The organism is Mesorhizobium sp. B2-4-18 (assembly GCF_006441385.1).
In the GTDB taxonomy this organism is placed as follows: domain Bacteria; phylum Pseudomonadota; class Alphaproteobacteria; order Rhizobiales; family Rhizobiaceae; genus Mesorhizobium; species Mesorhizobium australicum.
Window position 1 is genome coordinate 113,712 of sequence record NZ_VFUW01000013.1, and the last position, 17,460, is coordinate 131,171.

General features: G+C 63.0%; 22 protein-coding genes and 1 pseudogene. 13 read left to right on the forward strand and 10 right to left on the reverse strand.

What is annotated here, in order from left to right; all coding sequences use genetic code 11:
• Positions 1 to 670: 670 nt before the first annotated feature.
• Positions 671 to 1,411, reverse strand: a complete 741-nt coding sequence (locus FJ527_RS26080) for a sulfotransferase family protein (RefSeq protein ID WP_140824376.1) — start codon at positions 1,409 to 1,411, stop codon at positions 671 to 673.
• A 211-nt stretch (positions 1,412 to 1,622) separates the two neighbouring features.
• On the opposite strand from FJ527_RS26080, the gene FJ527_RS26085 reads away from it, so the two are divergent.
• Together FJ527_RS26085 and FJ527_RS26090 are read left to right on the forward strand one after the other, a co-directional pair.
• Complete coding sequence (locus tag FJ527_RS26085; protein ID WP_015316854.1) at positions 1,623 to 1,868, forward strand: hypothetical protein; 246 nt, start codon at positions 1,623 to 1,625, stop codon at positions 1,866 to 1,868.
• A 477-nt stretch (positions 1,869 to 2,345) separates the two neighbouring features.
• On the forward strand, positions 2,346 to 2,645 hold the full coding sequence (locus FJ527_RS26090) for a DUF1236 domain-containing protein (protein ID WP_015316855.1): 300 nt from the start codon (positions 2,346 to 2,348) through the stop codon (positions 2,643 to 2,645).
• 84 nt (positions 2,646 to 2,729) lie between these two features.
• On the opposite strand, the gene yghU is transcribed toward FJ527_RS26090, so the two are convergent.
• Positions 2,730 to 3,596: a glutathione-dependent disulfide-bond oxidoreductase gene (gene yghU / locus FJ527_RS26095; protein WP_015316856.1), complete on the reverse strand. Its 867-nt coding sequence runs from the start codon at positions 3,594 to 3,596 to the stop codon at positions 2,730 to 2,732.
• Positions 3,597 to 3,842: 246 nt separating this feature from the next.
• On the opposite strand from yghU, the gene FJ527_RS26100 reads away from it, so the two are divergent.
• Positions 3,843 to 4,748, forward strand: a complete 906-nt coding sequence (locus FJ527_RS26100) for a S1C family serine protease (protein ID WP_023775064.1) — start codon at positions 3,843 to 3,845, stop codon at positions 4,746 to 4,748.
• A gap of 22 nt (positions 4,749 to 4,770) precedes the next feature.
• Positions 4,771 to 5,727: a LysR family transcriptional regulator gene (locus FJ527_RS26105; protein ID WP_140824377.1), complete on the forward strand. Its 957-nt coding sequence runs from the start codon at positions 4,771 to 4,773 to the stop codon at positions 5,725 to 5,727.
• A 24-nt stretch (positions 5,728 to 5,751) separates the two neighbouring features.
• On the opposite strand, the gene FJ527_RS26110 is transcribed toward FJ527_RS26105, so the two are convergent.
• Positions 5,752 to 6,480 carry an SDR family oxidoreductase gene (locus tag FJ527_RS26110; protein ID WP_140824378.1) on the reverse strand — a complete coding sequence of 243 codons (729 nt, stop codon included), beginning with the start codon at positions 6,478 to 6,480 and terminating at the stop codon, positions 5,752 to 5,754.
• 153 nt (positions 6,481 to 6,633) lie between these two features.
• A complete protein-coding gene (locus FJ527_RS26115; RefSeq protein WP_140824379.1) occupies positions 6,634 to 7,089 on the reverse strand; it encodes a MarR family winged helix-turn-helix transcriptional regulator in 456 nt (151 codons plus the stop codon).
• 65 nt (positions 7,090 to 7,154) lie between these two features.
• Between FJ527_RS26115 and FJ527_RS26120 the strand changes: the two genes are divergently transcribed.
• Positions 7,155 to 7,628 carry a cupin domain-containing protein gene (locus tag FJ527_RS26120; RefSeq protein ID WP_140824380.1) on the forward strand — a complete coding sequence of 158 codons (474 nt, stop codon included), beginning with the start codon at positions 7,155 to 7,157 and terminating at the stop codon, positions 7,626 to 7,628.
• A gap of 26 nt (positions 7,629 to 7,654) precedes the next feature.
• Here FJ527_RS26120 and FJ527_RS26125 read toward each other — a convergent pair whose 3' ends face one another.
• Positions 7,655 to 8,266, reverse strand: coding sequence for a hypothetical protein (locus FJ527_RS26125; protein ID WP_181166489.1), 612 nt, complete (start codon positions 8,264 to 8,266; stop codon positions 7,655 to 7,657).
• A 245-nt stretch (positions 8,267 to 8,511) separates the two neighbouring features.
• Between FJ527_RS26125 and FJ527_RS26130 the strand changes: the two genes are divergently transcribed.
• The gene (locus FJ527_RS26130) at positions 8,512 to 9,111 is read left to right on the forward strand and encodes a YdeI family protein (RefSeq protein ID WP_140824382.1); all 600 of its coding nucleotides are present in this window, start codon (positions 8,512 to 8,514) and stop codon (positions 9,109 to 9,111) included.
• Here FJ527_RS26130 and FJ527_RS26135 read toward each other — a convergent pair.
• Entirely contained in the window at positions 9,090 to 10,064 is a 975-nt protein-coding gene (locus FJ527_RS26135; protein ID WP_140824383.1) for a LysR family transcriptional regulator, read from the reverse strand. The genes FJ527_RS26130 and FJ527_RS26135 overlap by 22 nt on opposite strands.
• Positions 10,065 to 10,189: 125 nt before the next feature.
• Here FJ527_RS26135 and FJ527_RS26140 point away from each other — a divergent pair, with 125 nt between their 5' ends.
• The 4 genes and pseudogenes from FJ527_RS26140 to FJ527_RS29750 all read left to right on the forward strand — a co-directional run.
• Entirely contained in the window at positions 10,190 to 10,669 is a 480-nt protein-coding gene (locus tag FJ527_RS26140; protein WP_140824384.1) for a carboxymuconolactone decarboxylase family protein, read from the forward strand.
• Positions 10,670 to 10,724: 55 nt separating this feature from the next.
• A complete protein-coding gene (locus tag FJ527_RS26145; protein WP_140824385.1) occupies positions 10,725 to 11,477 on the forward strand; it encodes an SDR family oxidoreductase in 753 nt (250 codons plus the stop codon).
• Positions 11,478 to 11,520: 43 nt separating this feature from the next.
• Positions 11,521 to 11,949 carry a cupin domain-containing protein gene (locus FJ527_RS26150; RefSeq protein ID WP_140824386.1) on the forward strand — a complete coding sequence of 143 codons (429 nt, stop codon included), beginning with the start codon at positions 11,521 to 11,523 and terminating at the stop codon, positions 11,947 to 11,949.
• A gap of 68 nt (positions 11,950 to 12,017) precedes the next feature.
• Positions 12,018 to 12,203: pseudogene (locus tag FJ527_RS29750) on the forward strand (hypothetical protein); the annotation flags it as partial.
• Positions 12,204 to 12,285: 82 nt separating this feature from the next.
• Here FJ527_RS29750 and FJ527_RS26160 read toward each other — a convergent pair.
• Together FJ527_RS26160 and FJ527_RS26165 are read right to left on the reverse strand one after the other, a co-directional pair.
• On the reverse strand, positions 12,286 to 12,774 hold the full coding sequence (locus tag FJ527_RS26160) for an Rrf2 family transcriptional regulator (RefSeq protein WP_015316869.1): 489 nt from the start codon (positions 12,772 to 12,774) through the stop codon (positions 12,286 to 12,288).
• Positions 12,775 to 12,891: 117 nt separating this feature from the next.
• Positions 12,892 to 13,521: a glutathione S-transferase family protein gene (locus tag FJ527_RS26165; protein WP_140824387.1), complete on the reverse strand. Its 630-nt coding sequence runs from the start codon at positions 13,519 to 13,521 to the stop codon at positions 12,892 to 12,894.
• A gap of 170 nt (positions 13,522 to 13,691) precedes the next feature.
• Between FJ527_RS26165 and FJ527_RS26170 the strand changes: the two genes are divergently transcribed.
• Both FJ527_RS26170 and FJ527_RS29510 read left to right on the forward strand, forming a co-directional pair.
• A complete protein-coding gene (locus FJ527_RS26170; protein WP_140824388.1) occupies positions 13,692 to 14,396 on the forward strand; it encodes an SDR family NAD(P)-dependent oxidoreductase in 705 nt (234 codons plus the stop codon).
• Positions 14,397 to 14,420: 24 nt separating this feature from the next.
• Entirely contained in the window at positions 14,421 to 14,582 is a 162-nt protein-coding gene (locus FJ527_RS29510; protein WP_210241269.1) for a hypothetical protein, read from the forward strand.
• Positions 14,583 to 14,592: 10 nt separating this feature from the next.
• On the opposite strand, the gene FJ527_RS26175 is transcribed toward FJ527_RS29510, so the two are convergent.
• Positions 14,593 to 14,880: a hypothetical protein gene (locus tag FJ527_RS26175; RefSeq protein ID WP_140617945.1), complete on the reverse strand. Its 288-nt coding sequence runs from the start codon at positions 14,878 to 14,880 to the stop codon at positions 14,593 to 14,595.
• Between the two features lie 155 nt (positions 14,881 to 15,035).
• Complete coding sequence (locus tag FJ527_RS26180; protein WP_140663456.1) at positions 15,036 to 15,350, reverse strand: EthD family reductase; 315 nt, start codon at positions 15,348 to 15,350, stop codon at positions 15,036 to 15,038.
• Positions 15,351 to 15,625: 275 nt separating this feature from the next.
• On the opposite strand from FJ527_RS26180, the gene FJ527_RS26185 reads away from it, so the two are divergent.
• Entirely contained in the window at positions 15,626 to 17,248 is a 1,623-nt protein-coding gene (locus tag FJ527_RS26185) for an ABC-F family ATP-binding cassette domain-containing protein (RefSeq protein WP_140663454.1), read from the forward strand.
• Positions 17,249 to 17,460 lie beyond the last annotated feature (212 nt).

The window sequence follows — 17,460 nt, forward strand, 5'->3', positions numbered from 1 at the left end:
CCGGGGTATAGACGCTGGTCAAGTAACCGGGCGCTTGCCATGGTCGACGCGGACGGGGGGGCGCATTGTTGGGGTGTGCTCGGCGCCCGCGCCAACCAGGGCGGCTCGTACCGCCGCAACAACACCATCGCACATCGCCCAAACCTCGGAAACTTCCGCGAAAGCGGAATAGGCAGCGGCTGCAAGGCCCGGCATTCTAAGCCGGCATGATCGGCCAACCGCCAGACGGCTTGGCGAGGCGGCAACGCAGTATGGCAAAGTGCTGGTCCATGGATTGACCGGGGACGTTGCGTCGCTATCTGACTCGATAGGCTGCGCGCCTGCGGATCGAACTGATCGGTTTTCCTTGTAGGACCAAGGTCTTGTTTCGTGCGCCCGAAAGTCCGAGAGGCCCCGTTCGGTTCCGGCAATGTCCATTGGACGTTCCGCTATTTTATCCAATCGAGATATGATCACCCGGCCTCGCCGCCAGGTTCAAGAACGGTAGCCTGCTCGGACAGGCATGGGCTGGTGGCTGCCCGGCAGGCAAAGACAAGCGCAAAATTCCGGCGAGAGCCGCTGCCAGCCAGCCTGCCCGCGTGAAAGCGGGTAGCTCTTGAGGTCGTTTGTTTCGGAGCGAAAAACTTGACCGCTCCATGCAGGCAAGGGATCGAACTGCCTGGGCTTGCCGTTACCCCAGCCACCACCACAATGCCGCGATCACCGCCGCGATGGCAGCCATCGTCAGCCCCAGCATGATGTAGGAGCCTTTGATGATGTCGCGGATGATCTTCTTGATCGTTTCGCGGTCGTTCAGGTTGGGGAAAGTTTCGTTTGGCTGGGCGACGTCGAGGAAATGGCAGAGCGGCCCCCAGCCTTCGCTGACGTTGAACACCAGCAGCTTTTCCGGCGGCACGGCTGCTTTCACTTCGTCGACATAGCTGAGGTAGCGGGCAACCGCCTTGTCGCGGTCACGCATGACGCCGGCCAACGTGCGGCCCCAGATGAGCTTGCGCGACATGTCGCCGAACTTGCGGCCGAACGGTGTGAGCCATTCCAGGATCTTGAACTGCCACAGGTTCTCGGTGAAGTAGATCGTATCGATGGTGCTTTCATACCAGGCCTCGGCGCCGCGTGGGTGTAGTGTCAGCAGCACCTTGGCGTCGGGGTAGGCGGCCATCAATTCCTTCCAGACGCAGCAGCCTGGATTGTCGACGGTGGCCGTATAGTTTGCGAACACGCGGTTCCAGTCGTGCTGGGTGCCGGGCGGGCTGTTGGCCACCGCGCGCCAGAAATCAAGATGGCCCTTATTGGCCTTGTTCATGATCACTTCCTGCATGTGATAGCAGGGCAGGCCGAGCCTGTTAAGCGCTGCAAAGGTCGACCATGTGCCGGTGCGGCCGAAACCGGCGCCGATAAGCTTGAGCGTCATTTCCAATCCCCACCGGACTTCTTTTCCCTGATATCGCGGTCCGTGAGCATCAAACTGCTCCTGCCGGGGCCGCCCCGCAACAAACTTCTACATGGATGCCTAGGCGGACGCCATACTTGCGTAGTTGCTAAAATAATGAAAGCCTGTGCGCGGGTGTGGAGATGGGCAGGGAGTCGCCGGACCGGAATCGGTTCGGCGATCTTGATGGTCGATGTATTTTGGGTCTTTTCTCGTCGGGATGTCGGCGACCACGATCGTTGTCGCAGTGTGGACCTATATTGCTACCGGTTCGTTCTGGGTGGCGCTTGGCTGGACAGTGGTGGTCCTGGTCGTCCTGCAGGTCGGCTATTTCGTGCTCGTCGTGGGGCTGATCTACAGGCGCGCGCAAAACGTCGCGATGAGCCCGGATGCAGTCAACCCGGTGCCGCCGCTCCATCGGGACGGCGTCCGATTCTGACGAAGAGCTCCCGCTCCGGTATCGAGCGTTGCGCACCTTCCGCCAAATCGCGGCGGCCGGTGGAACGAAGCTGTGATGCGTGCGTTTTTCCTGCCTCGATCGGTGAGGCGCCACCTCCACCGGTCCGTTGAAGGCCCGTTCTGCTCCCGGCAGGGCGGGCCTTTTTTGGAGGCCCGGTAGAGCATTTGGAACGACACTCTTCGCTATACGTTAGTTGTTCCTAAGGAGCGGGTAATCCGAGAAAGAGGCGACATTGCTTGCGCTGCAACGCGCGATGTTTTTGCTATTTCCGCAAATTAGAAGAAGTTTCTTCAGAAAAGAAAAGCATACCATTGCTTATCTTCACATGTGTGCATAATAAAATGTGGCATGTTTCTGGTTGCGCGCCACATTTATTTCACAAACAAGGATGGAACCTCCCAGTTGCGTGAGAGTTTCCCCTGAGGCGGAGCGAAATACCCAATCATGGAGGTTGTTATGAAGCATTATCTTACGAGCGCCGCGGCTGCCATCGTCCTGCTGGGCGGCGTCGGAGCGGCCCTGGCGGACACGATCGTGGTCCAGCCGGAACAGGAGACGGTGGTTCGCGAATACATCAAGAAGGAGCCGCTAGCGTCGGTGAACCTGCTGGGCGTCGAGCTTAAGCTCGGCTCGTCCGTGCCGGACAAGGTCGAACTGCGCGAAGTCCCCAATGTCAAGTATCGCGTTGCGGTGATCAACGATCAGACCGTGCTGGTCGACCCGGACACCCGTCAGATCGTGGAAGTTCTTCACTGATCCGTCTCAGCATCAAGCAAAAAGCCCATCACCGATTTAATCCGGTGATGGGCTTTTGTTTGTCGCCCGCCAGTTCTCCAGAATTTACTCGGCGGCCAGCTTGTCCTGCGTCCTGGTGTCGAAGTCGCTGGCGTCATGGCGTTCGTGCAGTTGCATGGACGGTTCGCCAAAGGCGCGGTTGACCATGCGGCCACGCTGGACAGCGGGCCGTTCGTCGATCGCCTTTGCCCAGCGCTGAACGTGCTTGTAATCCTGAACCGACAGGAATTCGGCGGAATCATTGTACATCCGGCCGAGCGCCAGCCCGCCATACCAGGGCCAGACCGCCATGTCGGCGACCGAATAATCCTTGCCACCGAGATACTCGACCTCGGCCAGCCGGCGGTCGAGTACGTCCATCTGCCGCTTCACCTCCATCGAGAAGCGGTCGATGGCGTATTCGAACTTCTCCGGCGCATAGGCGTAGAAATGGCCAAAACCGCCGCCGAGATAAGGCGCGGAACCCATCTGCCAAAACAGCCAGGACAGCACTTCCGCCCGGGCCGGCTGTTCGGTGGGCAGGAATTCACCGAATTTTTCGGCGAGATAGACCAGGATCGAGCCGGATTCGAAGACGCGCAGCGGGGTCTTGCCGCTGCGATCCATCAGGGCGGGGATCTTGGAATTGGGATTGACCTCGACAAAGCCGCTGCCGAACTGGTCGCCATCGTTGATCCGGATCAGCCAGGCGTCGTATTCGGCGCCCTTGTGGCCAAGCGCCAGAAGCTCCTCCAGCATCACCGTTACCTTGACGCCGTTCGGCGTCGCCAGCGAATAAAGCTGCAGCGGGTGCTTGCCGACGGGTAGGTCCTTGTCATGCGTCGGACCGGCGATCGGCCGGTTGATGCTGGCAAAGGTGCCGCCATTGGCCTTGTTCCAGGTCCATACTTTCGGCGGGGTGTATTCGGTCATTGCGCGGCCTCGTGTCGTGGGAAGGATGGATAGGCGTTTATAGGTAGGGCTGTGGAGGGGGAAGTTCAACTTGTGTTGAACTATGTTAATCTTGGGCCGCCGCATTGTCCTGCCGGGCGTTCGAACCTCGAAAGGCCAAGTGATTGGCTTCGTGGTCCATGGCCACCGTTCTCACCCCTTGCGCCTTCTCCCGCGTGGCATACCTATACAGCAAGCCGCCAGGCATTCGCATCGCAGGACAAAATCATGACCATCAATCCCAATCCGCGCTCCGTGGTTGCCGTGCGGGCGACCGTTCCGGAGGATGCCTTCACGGCCGGGGCCCTCGGTACGCTCAGGGAAGGCAGCGGCGTCGTCATCCGCGATGACGGGCTGGTGCTGACCATCGGCTATCTCATCACCGAGGCGGAAGAGGTCTGGCTGACCTCGCATGACGGCCGTGTCATTCCCGCGCATGCGCTGGCCTACGACCAGGAATCAGGCTTTGGCCTCGTCCAGGCGCTGGCGCCGACCGGCCTGCCGGCCGTGGCGCTGGGCGATGCCGGCAAGGCCAGGATCGGCGACGCGGTGGTGCTTGCCGACGGCATCGGCCGGGCAGTCGAGGCCAAGATCGTCACCAAGCAGGAATTCGCCGGCTATTGGGAGTATCTGCTGGACGAGGCGATCTTCATCGCGCCGGCGCATCCGTCCTGGGGCGGCGCGCCCTTGTTCAGCGCCGAGGGCGCACTGCTCGGCATCGGTTCGCTGCGCCTGCAGATGAGCCGCGCCGGCGAGGTGGCCGATATCAACATGGTGGTGCCGATCGACCTGTTGCCGCCGATCCTCGACGACCTGCTGACGCGTGGCCAGGTGGCTAAGCCGCCGCGCCCGTGGCTCGGGGCGCTGTCGGCCGAAAGCGACGGCAAGGTGGTGGTGATGAGCGTGACCGAGGGCGGCCCGGCCGCCAAGGCCGGCCTGCGCGAAGGGGACGTCATCTCCGAGGTCCGTGACGGCGCGGTCGACGGGCTCGCCGATTTCTATCGCAAGCTGTGGGAAAGCGGTTCGGCCGGTGCCGAGATCCCGATGCGGGTGGTGCGCGATGGCCGCGAAACGTGGCTGCGTGTGAAATCCGCCGACCGCGGCAGTTTCCTGAAAAAGCCGCAGCTGCAGTAGGCCGGGCGATTTCGGCCAGCCGATGCATCCAAGACTGCTCAAGACCTTCCTCGTGGTGGCGCGCTGCCGTACCGTCACGCGCGCCGCCGAGACGGTTCATCTCGCCCAGTCGAGTGTGAGCGACCAGATCCAGTCGCTGGAGGCCGAGCTGGGCGCTGTCTTGTTCACGCGCTTGAAGTCGGGCCTGGAACTGACCTCGGCGGGACTGGCGTTGAAGCCCATCGCCGAGGAACTGCTGCGGCTCGATGCCGAAGCGCGGGCGGCGGTGCTCGCGGCGGCGGGACAGACCAGCGGAGCGCTGACCATCGGCGCGCTGGAGACGATCGCCTCGGCCCGGCTGGCGCCCTGGCTGCCGGGGTTCCAGGCCAGTTATCCTGATATCGCCGTGCGCATGAAAGTGACTGATAGCGGCGCGCTGCTGCGCCTGCTGGAGGAGGGCGACATCGATGTCGCCTTCTGTTTCGAGCGCCGCGATATGTCCAACGGCGGCGCCGATCAGCGCTTCGCCAGGCGCACGATTTTGGCCGAACCGCTGGCGCTGGTCACCGCGCCGGGGCAGAAGCCGGTTCCGTGCGACCTGGCCGCCCTTGCCGCGCTGCGCTTCGTGGCAACGGAGCCTGGATGCATCTACCGGCACATGTTCGACACCGCCTTTGCCGAGGCGGGTACTGGTACGCCTGAACTTGCCGCCGAAGTCGGCAGCATCGGTGCCATTGCCCGGCTGGTGGCGGCCGGCGCGGGGCTGGGCCTCGTTCCACGTCTGGCCGTCAGCGACGCGCTCGAGCGTCGTGAGCTGATCGAACTGCCTTGGCCTGGCCCGGAACAGGCGGCGCTGCTGATGATGATCTGGCGGCGCCGGCGCGTCCAGCCGCCGGCATTGCGCCGCCTGCTTACCGCCGCGAGCGACATGCAGGCGCCGGCATCCCCGAAAGCCAGTTCAGACGCTGAATCCGCAAGCCGCTCCAAGGTCTTGCTTTGAAAGCGTTTCGTAGAGCCGTCTGTTTTAGACGAGACGATGTCCGCCCTCGACGTGGAGCGTCGTGCCGGTGGCAAAGCCATTGCCGATGAGGAAGGCAATCGCGTCGGCGATGTCCTCGGGCTGGCCGATCCTGCCGACCGGCAGCCGCTCGGCCATCGCCACAAGCGTCTCTGCCTTCCTGTCGCCCGCCACTTGCGCCCAAATGTCGGTATCGACCCAGCCGGGCGACACCGCGTTGACGCGGAGCGGCGCGAGTTCTATCGCCAACGCCCGCACCAGCCCTTCGAGCGCGGCATTGACGGCGGCGACGACCGAGCCGCGCGCAGCCGGCCGGTAGGCGGCGATGCCGGAGACGAAGGTCATCGATCCAGCCATTGCCAACCGTGGCGCACCATGCTTGGCAAGCAGCAGCGGGCCGAAGAGCTTGCTGTCGACCACGCGTTGCGCCGCCTCGAGATCGAGCTCCGGCAGCAGCCGGTAGGCGCCTTCGATGTCGGCGGCGGTGCTGACGATATGGTCGAGGCCGCCGATCCCGGCGAACAACGCCCCGACCTGGTCTTCCCGCGCAATATCGACAGTGGCCATCCCCAGCCCTGCGGGATTGCCCAGCGCCTCACGCGCCTGCCGCAGCCTGTCCTCGCCACGCCCGGCGATGATGACTTCGGCCCCGGCTTCGAGGCAGCGCCTTGCAAGCGCGAGGCCCATGCCGGATCCGCCGCCGACGATCAGGATTCTCTGGTTCGAAATGCTCATTCCGCTCTGCCTTCGTTGGTTGGACAAGGGCAGGGAATTGGCAGCTCGATGCGGTGAGGGGAAACGGAAGAAACCGATGGTGCTATCGGAGATGCCGATTGGTCCGACGCCGTGCGGTTTGGAAACCCGATTGCCTCGATGGCCGGAGCTTGCTCAACGGGCCAGCGGGCTATCCCAGACTGCGAACAAGAGCGCCTTAAGTTCGGCGAAGCGCTTCGGCCCAAGTTCGGTGCGCCAGTCCTCCTCGATGTCGCGCAATATATCGACCATTTTCCAGAAAGCGGCGTGGCCGCGCTCGGTGGACCGCACCACGCGCGCGCCGCCTTCGCCGTCGGAGCGGACGAGATAACCGTAGCCTTCCAGACTGGTGAGCAACTGGTTGATGGCCTGCTTGCTCATGCCGGCACGCTCGGCGATCGTTCCGGGCCGCGCGCCGTCCGGGCCGGGAAACTGCAGCACGGCCATATGCGGCAGACGCAGTTCGTCGAAGCCGGCGGCATTGAGCTCCCTGATCAGCCGGCGCTGGATCGCCTGGGCTGGCACGCGCAGCAGGGCGCCGATCAAAAGATCCTCGGTCTTGGTCTGTAGAACTTCGGTGGAGGTGGCCATTGACGATCCGGTAAATTGAGTTTACTGATGACTAGTAAATGTAATTTACCGGAGGGGTTTGCGCAATGTCATCCATGAATCCTGAGGTCAACCCAGCTGATGAAACCATCGGCACCAAGGGGCTGTCGGTCCGTTTCCTGGTGTCGGGCGAAAGTTCGAACGGCAGCGTCGCCGCTTTCGAACTGATGGTGCCAAGCGCGCAGCGCCTGCCCGCGCCGGCGCACAGCCACGACCATTACGAGGAAACGATCTACGGCATTGACGGGGTTTTGACCTGGACCGTGAACGGCAAGCCGATCGAGGTTGGGCCGGGGGAGGCGCTGTGTATTCCACGCGGCGCCGTCCACCGCTTCGACAATAACGGCACCCGGGCTGCCAAGATGCTGTGCGTCATCACGCCGGCGGCAATTGGTCCGGACTATTTCCGCGAGGCATTCGGTCTGCTCAACGCCGCTGCCGGCGGGCCGCCCGACAAAGCTGCGATGATGGAGATCATGCGCCGCCACGGCCTGACGCCGGCAATGCCGCCACCGGCCTGATGCCGGCCGAAGGCCTAGCGCGCCACTTATTCCTGGCAAGCAGCGAAGGCGTCGCCCGAGTTCCAGTCCCGGAATGCGATGGTCTTGCCTTCAGCCGACACGGTCTTGTGCTTCATGCTGCCGTCCGGCTGCTGCTTCGAGCTGGTGCCCTTGCCGGTCTGCACATTGTAGTCACAGGCGCTGGCGGCGTTCTCCTGCAGGTAATCATCGGAATCGTAGGCGAAGCCGGCAACGATGAAGGCGCCGTTGCGGTAGGCGACGGTCAGCGTCTGGTTGGTGCGCTCGCTGCCGATCTCCGGCGCCGGCAGATAGAATTTGATCGACCCGTTGGGCAGCATCGTCAGCTCCGGCTCGGCGTCGGAGTTCTCGTAGCCCGGCCGGTCGTAACCGTTCCACTCGCCACCGATCTGTTCGCGCACGATTTCGACAGGCTTGAGGTAATTGTGCTCCTTGTCCCCGAGGAAGAAATGGATGTCCATGGGGTCGGTCGGCCCGGTCTCGACCACCATGGCAAGGTCGGGAGCGCCGTCGCCGTTGAAGTCGCCGGTCAGCGCGGTGATGATCTTGCGGGTTTCGATCGGTTCGGCCAGCGCCACGCCCGGCAGCAACAAGGCAAGGCCGAAGAGCAGAGATTTCATCGTGGCATATCCCCCCAGCGTGACATTTGTGGTCCTATAGCACGGTGGGGAAGCGTCGTGCTCCTGCATCTGGTCGGGCGCGCTTCAGCCGCAACGCGGCAATCCATGGTGTGTTTCCAACTTCATGACAGCGTCTCCACTGCTGACGGGAATTGGGTGTGATGCCATGATGCCGGGCCGCAGGATGACGGAGGCAAGATGACAGGGGCCCCAGCGACAACAATTCTGAACCGGCAGGCCCGCTGATGGCTCCGGTCAAGGTCGATCCCGAAAAGGTCAGGGAATTTCCCGACGCGGCCAGTTTCCATACCTGGCTCGGCCAGCACCACGCCACGGAAACCGAAGTGTGGATCAAGGTTCACAAGGTAGGCTCGGGACTGAAGTCGATCACACCGAAGGAAGCCATCGACGTCGCGCTGTGCTTCGGCTGGATCGACGCCGTGCGCAAGGGGCTGGACGAGAACAGTTTCCTGCAGCGCTACACGCCGCGCGGCAAAAAAAGCATCTGGAGCAAGATCAACATCGACAATGTCGCGCGGCTCATCGAGGAGGGCCGCATGACCGAGCACGGGCTGAAACAGGTCGAGGCGGCCAAGGCCGACGGGCGCTGGGCACGTGCCTATGGCAGCGGCAAGGAGATGAAAATCCCCGATGATCTGCAAGCGGCGATCGATGCCGAGCCGGCGGCCAAGGCGATGCTGGAAAAGCTCAGCGCGCAGAACCGCTTCTCGCTCGCCTTCCGCACCCACAACATGAAGACCGAAGCGGGGCGCAAGAAGAAGATCGAAACCTTCGTGGCGATGCTGAAGCGCGGCGAGACGATCTATCCGCAGGGAAAGAAATAGGAGCCTTCAGACGCGGGAGTGTGGGTCAAGGGTTCGGGAATTGTCCGCACGGGCGCCGACGCCATCAAGACATCGCCGCGGACGACCTGGACAAGAAAGTCGAGGACCGTTGTCACACGCAGCGGGATATTCCGGCGGGACGGGTAGACGACATTGATCGGCAGGCGCGTCGGCGGAAAATCCGGCATCAGCTTGACCAGCCTGCCCGCTTCGATGTCCGATCCGGCGAGAATGTGGGAAAGCACCGCAAGCCCGGCTCCCGCCAGGGTCGCGCGATGGACGGCCATCGAATTGTTGGCGACGAGGCGGGGCTCAATCCGCAGAACGACTTCCTCCGCTCCACTGGAGAACGACCACGACCGGCCGTCCCCGCCACGGCTGTAGCAAATGCAGGAGTGATCCTTGATGTCTTGCGGCGTTCGCGGTGTGTCGCGTCCCTCGATGTAGGCTGGCGAGGCCACGAGAAAGGCTGTTGTCCAGCCGATCCGGCGGCAGATCAGGCTGCTGTCACAGACCGGCCCGAGGCGTACCTCTAGATCGATCGCATTCGCGACCACGTCCGACGGTTCATCCCGAAGGAGCAGTTCGACCTGAAGTGCCGGATGGCGCTCCAGCAGCCCTCCCAGACGGTCGCTGAGGAAGAAGCCGAGGGGCGTCGGCAGGCTGAGCCTAACCTTTCCGGATATGGCTGCCGCTTCGGCGCCGCTGGCCTCGCCGAGCGCTTCGACCGCTTCGATGACGCGCAGCGCCATCGGCAGCATCCGTTCACCCTCCGCCGTCAAGGCGAGCGCGCTCGTCGTGCGGTGCAGGAGGCGCGTCTTGAGATGCGATTCCAGCGCGGAGACCTGCCGGGATACAGCCGGCTGCGTCAGATCGAGGTCGATGGCGGCCGCTGAGAAGGATTTTGTCTGCGCCACCCGCAGGAACGTTCGCAACGCCGATACGACGTCCATCCTCGCCCTCATACTTTTCGACATAAGCCTTATGTTCGCATCGTAGGCGGGTGGCGCTTTACTGTCCAGTCATTATGGATATTAGTTGTCCTTAAGGACACAAGATATCCAAAAAAGGAAAAGCCATGACGCAGCGCCTGAACGCCGCCCAGCAATCGCCTGAACTCTTCAAGAAGCTCCTCGATTTCAGCATGGCCGAGACACATGGCGCGATCGAAGAGAAGCTCCGCGATCTGGTCCACGTCAGGGCATCCCAGATCAATCGCTGCGCCTTCTGCCTCGACATGCACGTCAAGGAAGCAAAGATCCACGGCGAGAGCGAGCTGCGGCTGTACCATCTCGCCGTCTGGCGCGAATCGATCCTTTTCATTCCCCGCGAACGTGCCGCCCTTGCCTGGACCGAAGCCGTCACCAAACTCCCCGAAGGCGGTATCCCGGACGAGCTCTATGAACGGGTGCGCGGGCAGCTTTCGGAGAAGGAAATCTCCGACCTCACCTTCTCGATCATGGCCATCAACGCCTGGAACCGTGTCAGCGTCGCCTTCAAGACCGTCCCCGGCTCCGCGGACAAGCTCTACGGCCTCGACAAGGCCGGACTGAACTGACCTCTCCCTCAACGAAACCATCAACGACGCGGCGCGACCGCGAACGGAGACTATCATGAAAATCGTCATCATCGGGGGCACCGGGCTTATCGGCTCCAAGACGGTCGAACGGCTGCGCAAGCAGGGCTGCGAGGTGGTTGCCGCCGCCCCGAATACCGGGGTCAACACCATCACGGGCGAAGGCCTGGAGGCGGCGCTCGCTGGCGCCGAGGTCGTCATCGATCTCGCCAATTCACCTTCGTTCGAGGACCAGCCCGCCATGGATTTCTTCACCACTTCAGGCCGCAACCTGCTCGCCGCGGGCAAAATTACCGGGGTCAGGCACCACATCGCACTCTCGGTTGTCGGAACCGAACGCCTGCAGGACTGCGGCTATTTTCGCGCCAAGCTCGTCCAGGAAGAGCTGATCAAGGCCTCCGACATCCCCTACACCATCGTTCATTCGACGCAGTTCATGGAATTCCTGGCCAGCATCGCCAAGTCCGGCAGGGTCGGCGAGGCCGTGCACCTGTCACCGGCCTATGTGCAGCCTATCGCATCGGAGGACGTCGCCGATGTGATGGCCGGGATCGCGCTCGGCGCGCCGATCAACGGCATGATCGAGATTTCCGGTCCGGAGCGTGCGCGCATGAGCGAACTCGTCGCCCGCTACCTCAAGGCTGTCGGCGATCCCCGCGAGGTCGTGGCTGATCCGGAAGCGCTCTACTTCGGCGCGAGGCTAAACGACACTTCGCTCGTCTCCGACAACAATCCGCGCCTCGGCCGCATCACCTTCGAACAATGGTTCGCCACCGCGACGCGGAAATGACCGCCAGGATGCGCCGTAGCTCAACACACAAAGGAGTTTTCGAATGATCAAGTCAATCGCCATGGCGCTCGCCGTGACAGCGGCACTGGCCGGCCCGGTTGGAGCCAAGGAGGCCCACCACGCCGGCGAGAAGGCCGCCAAGGTCACCCTCGTCTATGAGCATGAACTGCCGAATGCCCCCGGCAAGAGCATCAAGGGCATCCTCGTCGAATATGGTCCCGGCGGCTATTCGGAGGCGCATACGCATCCAAGCTCCGCCTTCATCTATGCCACCGTTCTGGAAGGCTCCATCCGCAGCCAGGTCAACGACGACCCGGTCAAGGTCTACAAGGCCGGCGAGAGCTTTTCGGAGATGCCGGGGGATCGCCACAGCGTGAGCGAAAACGGCAGCGAGACGAAGCCCGCGAAGCTGCTGGCGGTGTTCGTGGTCGATAGCACCCAGAAGGAATTGACCTATCCGGCCAAGAAATAGGGGCGCAAGGCCGGTCGCCCTTCCTGGCGTCCGGCCCTGCCGCCAGCCAAAATACTGTCGGTGAGCCCATGTTCGGCGATTATCATTTCCTGGCTCTGGTCTTGATCAACCTTCTTGGGCTTGCCGGCATCGTCGTCTGGTATTTCCAGGGCCGTGGGCGTCCCATGGCACGCCTGAGGCCGGGAGAAGCGCGCCTGCTCCAGGACCTGGTGGTCGCCGCCATCTATCTCGGCGTGGCGCTGTCGATAACGGGCGCCCGGAACGATGCGGGCATGGCTAGCCGCCTGCATGCCGGCGACGGGAGACCAGCCGCCCGCGACGGTCATGCGGCCACGTTCATCCGGCGCGCTCTAGCACCCATTCAAAGCTGTTTTTCCAAAGCTCCGCGGGGATGTCGAGCGCCAACGCTTCGGTGAGGTCGGAAAGCCTGACCGCGCGCAATTTTGCGCGCCAGGCCTCATCGGCCTCCCACATGATGCGCGCCACCGGGCAAGGATTGCTTTCGCAATAGCCCTGGGGACGACACGGATTGTTCTCGCGGATATTGTTGCAGACAAACGTCCGCGCCTTGCCCTCAACCGCCTCCACGATGTCGAGGAAGGTCAGCTCTGCCGGCGTCCGCGCCAACCGGTATCCACCCGACGGCCCCAGCGTCGTGTGCACCAGTCCCGCCTGCGACAGGCTTTGCAGTGCCTTGGAGAGGTATTCCTTGGGAAGGCCGTGGAACTCGGCAAGCGCTTTTGTGGAGAGATACCGCCCCTCGGGCAGACCGGCGAGAATGGCGCAGCAGTGCAGTGCCCATTCGACTTGGCTTTTCAGGATCATCCACGGGTTCCCGGGCCGGTACCGACCGACCTATTAAGGATAAAAAGTATCCCTATTCCACCGCAGTGTAAACAGAGATGGATTCTAGCGGGAGCCATGATCCGTCAGCGCATGCGCTCAGGCTCCGGAATGCGGATCGATACCGTAGGGATGGACGGGGTAGCCGGGCCCGATGGCATCGCGCACGCGCTCCGTCCATGCGGCGAACGCCGGATAGTCCGCGAGCGAAAAGCCGCAATCCCCGGCGCGATGGCTGTAGGCATAGACGGCGATGTCGGCGACGGTGAAGTCGCTGCCGGCGAGGAACGGCGTCTCGCCAAGGCTGCGGTCCAGGGCGGCGAGCGTCCGGGCTGCGGCTTCGCGTTTTCCGGCAACCATGGCCTGGTTGCGCTCGAGCCGTCCGGTCAAGGTCCAGAAGCGCAGCGAGCCGATGACGGGCTCGATATTGTACTGTTCGAAGAACAGCCATTGCATGACCTTGGCACGCCGATAGCGGTCCGACGGCAGGAAGGACGTGCCTTCGGCGAGGTAGGTGAGGATCGCATTGGATTCAGCAATGGCGCTGCCGTCTTGGAGTTGAAGTACGGGAACGGCGCCTGCCGGGTTGAGCGCCAGGAAGGCGTCGGTATGGCTCTCGCCCGCGAAAATCGAGACGGGATGACTGTCGTAGGGAATCTCTAGCAATCCGAGCAGGACCCGGACCTTCCAGCCGTTCTGCGATGGCAGATAATCGTGGAGCGTGAGCATGACCGGTCCTCATGATGGATCAACGATCGCATGGCGCAGCGCCGGCCGACACCCGATTCCTGCGCAAACCAATTCATGCAATCGATCGCACAATGACTGCGATCTCCGCCGCCTAATAAATCAATTCCCTCCGTGCCATCTTCGCTTCGATGATCGACATCCACAAAGGCATGACAGATGAACACCCAGTCGACAAAGTCGCCCTCGCCACAGGCGCCAATCGCGGCATCGGTCAGGAAACCGGCCGGCAATTGGCCAAGCTCGGCTTCACCGTACTGCTCGGCGTGCGCGATATCGCCAAGGGCGAGGCGGCGGCCAAGGCGCTCGATGGCCATGTCGAGGTCATCGCGCTCGATGTCGCCGCGCCTGACGCGGCTCAGACGGCAGCCGAAGAGGTGCAGCGGCGGTTCGGCCGGCTCGACGTGCTGATCAACAATGCCGCCATCCATTACGACACCGGCTCGCGCGCCTCGCGGCCCGACTGGACCGTCATCCGCGAGGCGTTCGAGACCAACGTCTTCGGCGCCTGGCGGGCGGGCGCCGCCTTCGCGCCGCTACTCGGGGCGGGCGGCCATGGCCGACTGGTCAATGTGTCGTCCGAAGGCGGTTCGCTAGCCTCGATGGGGGCGGGGACGCCGGCCTATTCGACCTCGAAGGCGACGCTCAACGCGCTGACGCGCGTGCTGGCGGCGGAGCTGCGCGGCTCCGGCGTGCTGGTCAATGCCGTCTGCCCTGGCTGGGTCGCCACCGACATGGGCGGACCGGGCGGACGCCCGGTCGCGCAAGGGGCGGCCGGCATCGTCAGGGCCGCGACCTTGCCGGACGACGGCCCGACCGGCGGCTTTTTTCGCGATGGCAGGAGATTGCCGTGGTGACGTCGGGACTGCCGTGGTGATGGCGTGCAGAATTCCTCGACCGCGTTCTACCCGGATTCCACCCAGATCCGTCATCAGAACTTTGCCGCCATCCAGCAAGGGCAAGACATGCTGCGCGAGGGCGGACCGCTCGCGGCATTGCCCGTGGGAAAAAGCCGCCCTTTTCGTGACGGTCTTCAAGGGTGATGACTGCTCGTCACTGGTTGAGGTCGACCGGTGTCACACCGAGGAGCTTCAGGGCGTTGGCGTAGGTCCGGATGCCTTGCGCCTGCTTGCTCTCGGCACAGAACCGGTTCGCCTTGTCCTGCAGTGCCGTTGCCTGCGCGATCTGGCTCGCACTGGCACCGGGCCTGGGCTTGGTCTGGATGGCGCCGTCGAGTTGAAGACCGAGCCGGCTGCAATATTCGCTTCGGGTGACCGCCGCCTCCGCACCCGACTGTGCGACCGCGAGCATGGCCAGCGAAATGCCTGCGAGGGCACTCATCCATCTGGTCGAATGTCGTTGCATCGCAGGCAGCATCCCTTTGCATTGGTGGCGACCGCTGTCCGGTTGCCACGAGCATGTTATGCCCGACGATGTTTTCCTCAGTTTTTCCCGGATGTTGAATCTTGTTTCTGGAGTGTTTCTGGCGGTCGGGATCACACCTCGTCGGCGTCGAACAACAGCATCGTCAGATCGTCGTCGCCCGGAGCCAGTATCCGCCGGTCGGCGGCGCAGGCGACGCCGACTTCCGAGGCGAAGGCAGCGCGGATGTCTTCGAGGCTGTCGAAATACAATGTTCCCACCAGATAAGGCATCTCGCCCGCCGAGAGCTTGACGATGGGCCGCCTGCTGACATCATAGCGCCTCAGCCCGGGAAGCTTCTTGGCAAGCGGTATGTGAACGTCGAAATAGTGGCGGTCGAAGGCGGCCGGATCGGCCGGGGTTTTGTAGATCACGAGCATCTTTGCCATTGCCATGGTCCTGTCCTGTTGGCGTTTCTGGTCTGGCCGTGCAGGCCACCGCGCCAAAGTCGTTCGACAAGGGCGGATTTCGACCGCCCGCCGATTTTCATGGACGCCGGCAGGCAGGAGCAGCCATGCAAACCGCCGATTTCCCCCCGCTGAGGAGATCGGCGCCTCGTGCTCCGCCAGGCATCTGCGGCGCTTCTGCCTCTTCCCCTGGCATCTTCATTCGCGTAAGGGCGCGGGCAAATCCTCCAATCTCCTTTGAGCCTCCCCGGACCACCATGATCAGACTTGAAAACATCGGCAAGCAGAACGGCCGTCAGCTTGTCTTCATCGAGGCGTCGGCCACGCTGCAGAAGGGCGAGAAGATCGGCCTCGTCGGGCCGAACGGCGCCGGCAAGACGACCTTGTTTCGCATGATCACGGGCCAGGAGCAGCCTGACGAGGGCCAGGTGCAGGTCGATCGTGGCGTCACCATCGGCTATTTCAGCCAGGATGTCGGCGACATGGCGGGCCACAGCGCGGTCGCGGAAGTGATGAACGGCGCTGGGCCGGTGAGCGACGTGGCGGCCGAAATGGCGGAACTCGAGGCTGCGATGGCCGACCCCGACCAGGCCGACCGGATGGATGAGATCATCGAAAAGTATGGCGAGGCGCAGCATCGCTTCGAGGAACTCGACGGTTATGCGCTGGACGGGCGTGCCCGCGAGGTGCTGGACGGTCTGGGCTTCAGCCAGGAGATGATGGACGGCGATGTCGGCAAGCTCTCGGGCGGCTGGAAGATGCGCGTGGCGCTGGCCCGCATCCTGCTGATGCGGCCCGACGCCATGCTGCTCGACGAACCGTCGAACCATCTCGACCTGGAAAGCCTGATCTGGCTGGAGCAGTTCCTGAAAGGCTATGACGGCGCGCTGCTGATGACCTCGCACGACCGCGAGTTCATGAACCGCATCGTCAACAAGATCGTCGAGATCGATGCGGGATCGCTCACCGCCTATTCCGGCAATTACGAATTCTACCAGCAGCAGCGGGCGATCGCCGACAAGCAGCAGCAGGCTCAGTTCGAACGTCAGCAGGCGATGCTGGCCAAGGAGATCGCCTTCATCGAGCGCTTCAAGGCGCGTGCCTCGCATGCCGCGCAGGTGCAGAGCCGAGTGAAGAAGCTAGACAAAATCGACCGCGTCGAGCCGCCAAAGCGCCGCCAGGTGGTGAATTTCGAGTTCCAGCCGGCGCCGCGCTGCGGCGAGGACGTCGTCACCTTGAAGAACGTGCACAAGGCCTATGGCAGCCGCACCATCTATGAAGGGCTCGACTTCCAGGTCCGCCGCCGCGAGCGCTGGTGCATCATGGGCGTCAATGGCGCGGGGAAGTCGACGCTGCTGAAGCTGGTGGCCGGCGCTTCCGATCCCGATACCGGCACGGTGGCGCGGGGACCGAGTGTGAAAATGGGCTATTTCGCCCAGCACGCCATGGAGTTGCTCGAAGGCGAGCGCACCGTGTTCCAGACGCTGGAGGATAATTTTCCGCAGGCCGGCCAGGCGCCGCTTCGGGCACTTGCCGGCTGTTTCGGCTTTTCCGGCGACGAGATCGAGAAGAAATGCCGGGTGCTGTCAGGCGGCGAGAAGGCGCGGCTGGTGATGGCGCTGATGCTGTTCGACCCGCCCAACCTCCTGGTGCTGGACGAACCGACCAACCATCTGGACATCACCACCAAGCAGATGCTGATCGAGGCGCTGTCGCAGTATGAAGGCACGATGCTGTTCGTCTCGCACGACCGGCATTTCCTGGCCGCGCTGTCGAACCGCGTGCTCGAACTGACGCCGGAAGGCATCCACACCTATGGTGGCGGCTATACGGAATATGTCGAGCGCACTGGACAGGAAGCACCCGGGCTGAGGAGCTGAGCGGGTAGGGGCCGTTCTCCGCAATGGAGGCCCAAAGCTTTGTATTACGCAGTTCCCTACAGAAAGCACGACGCGCTCCTCCTGGAGCTGCGCCACTAAAAAATCGGCCCCACACCGTGGTGTTGATCGCGCTGTCTAGAGCGGTTCATCGCTTGATAGAATCGGAAGGGATTCCCGCTCGGTTGGATTTGTGATTCAAGATGCTGGCTGGA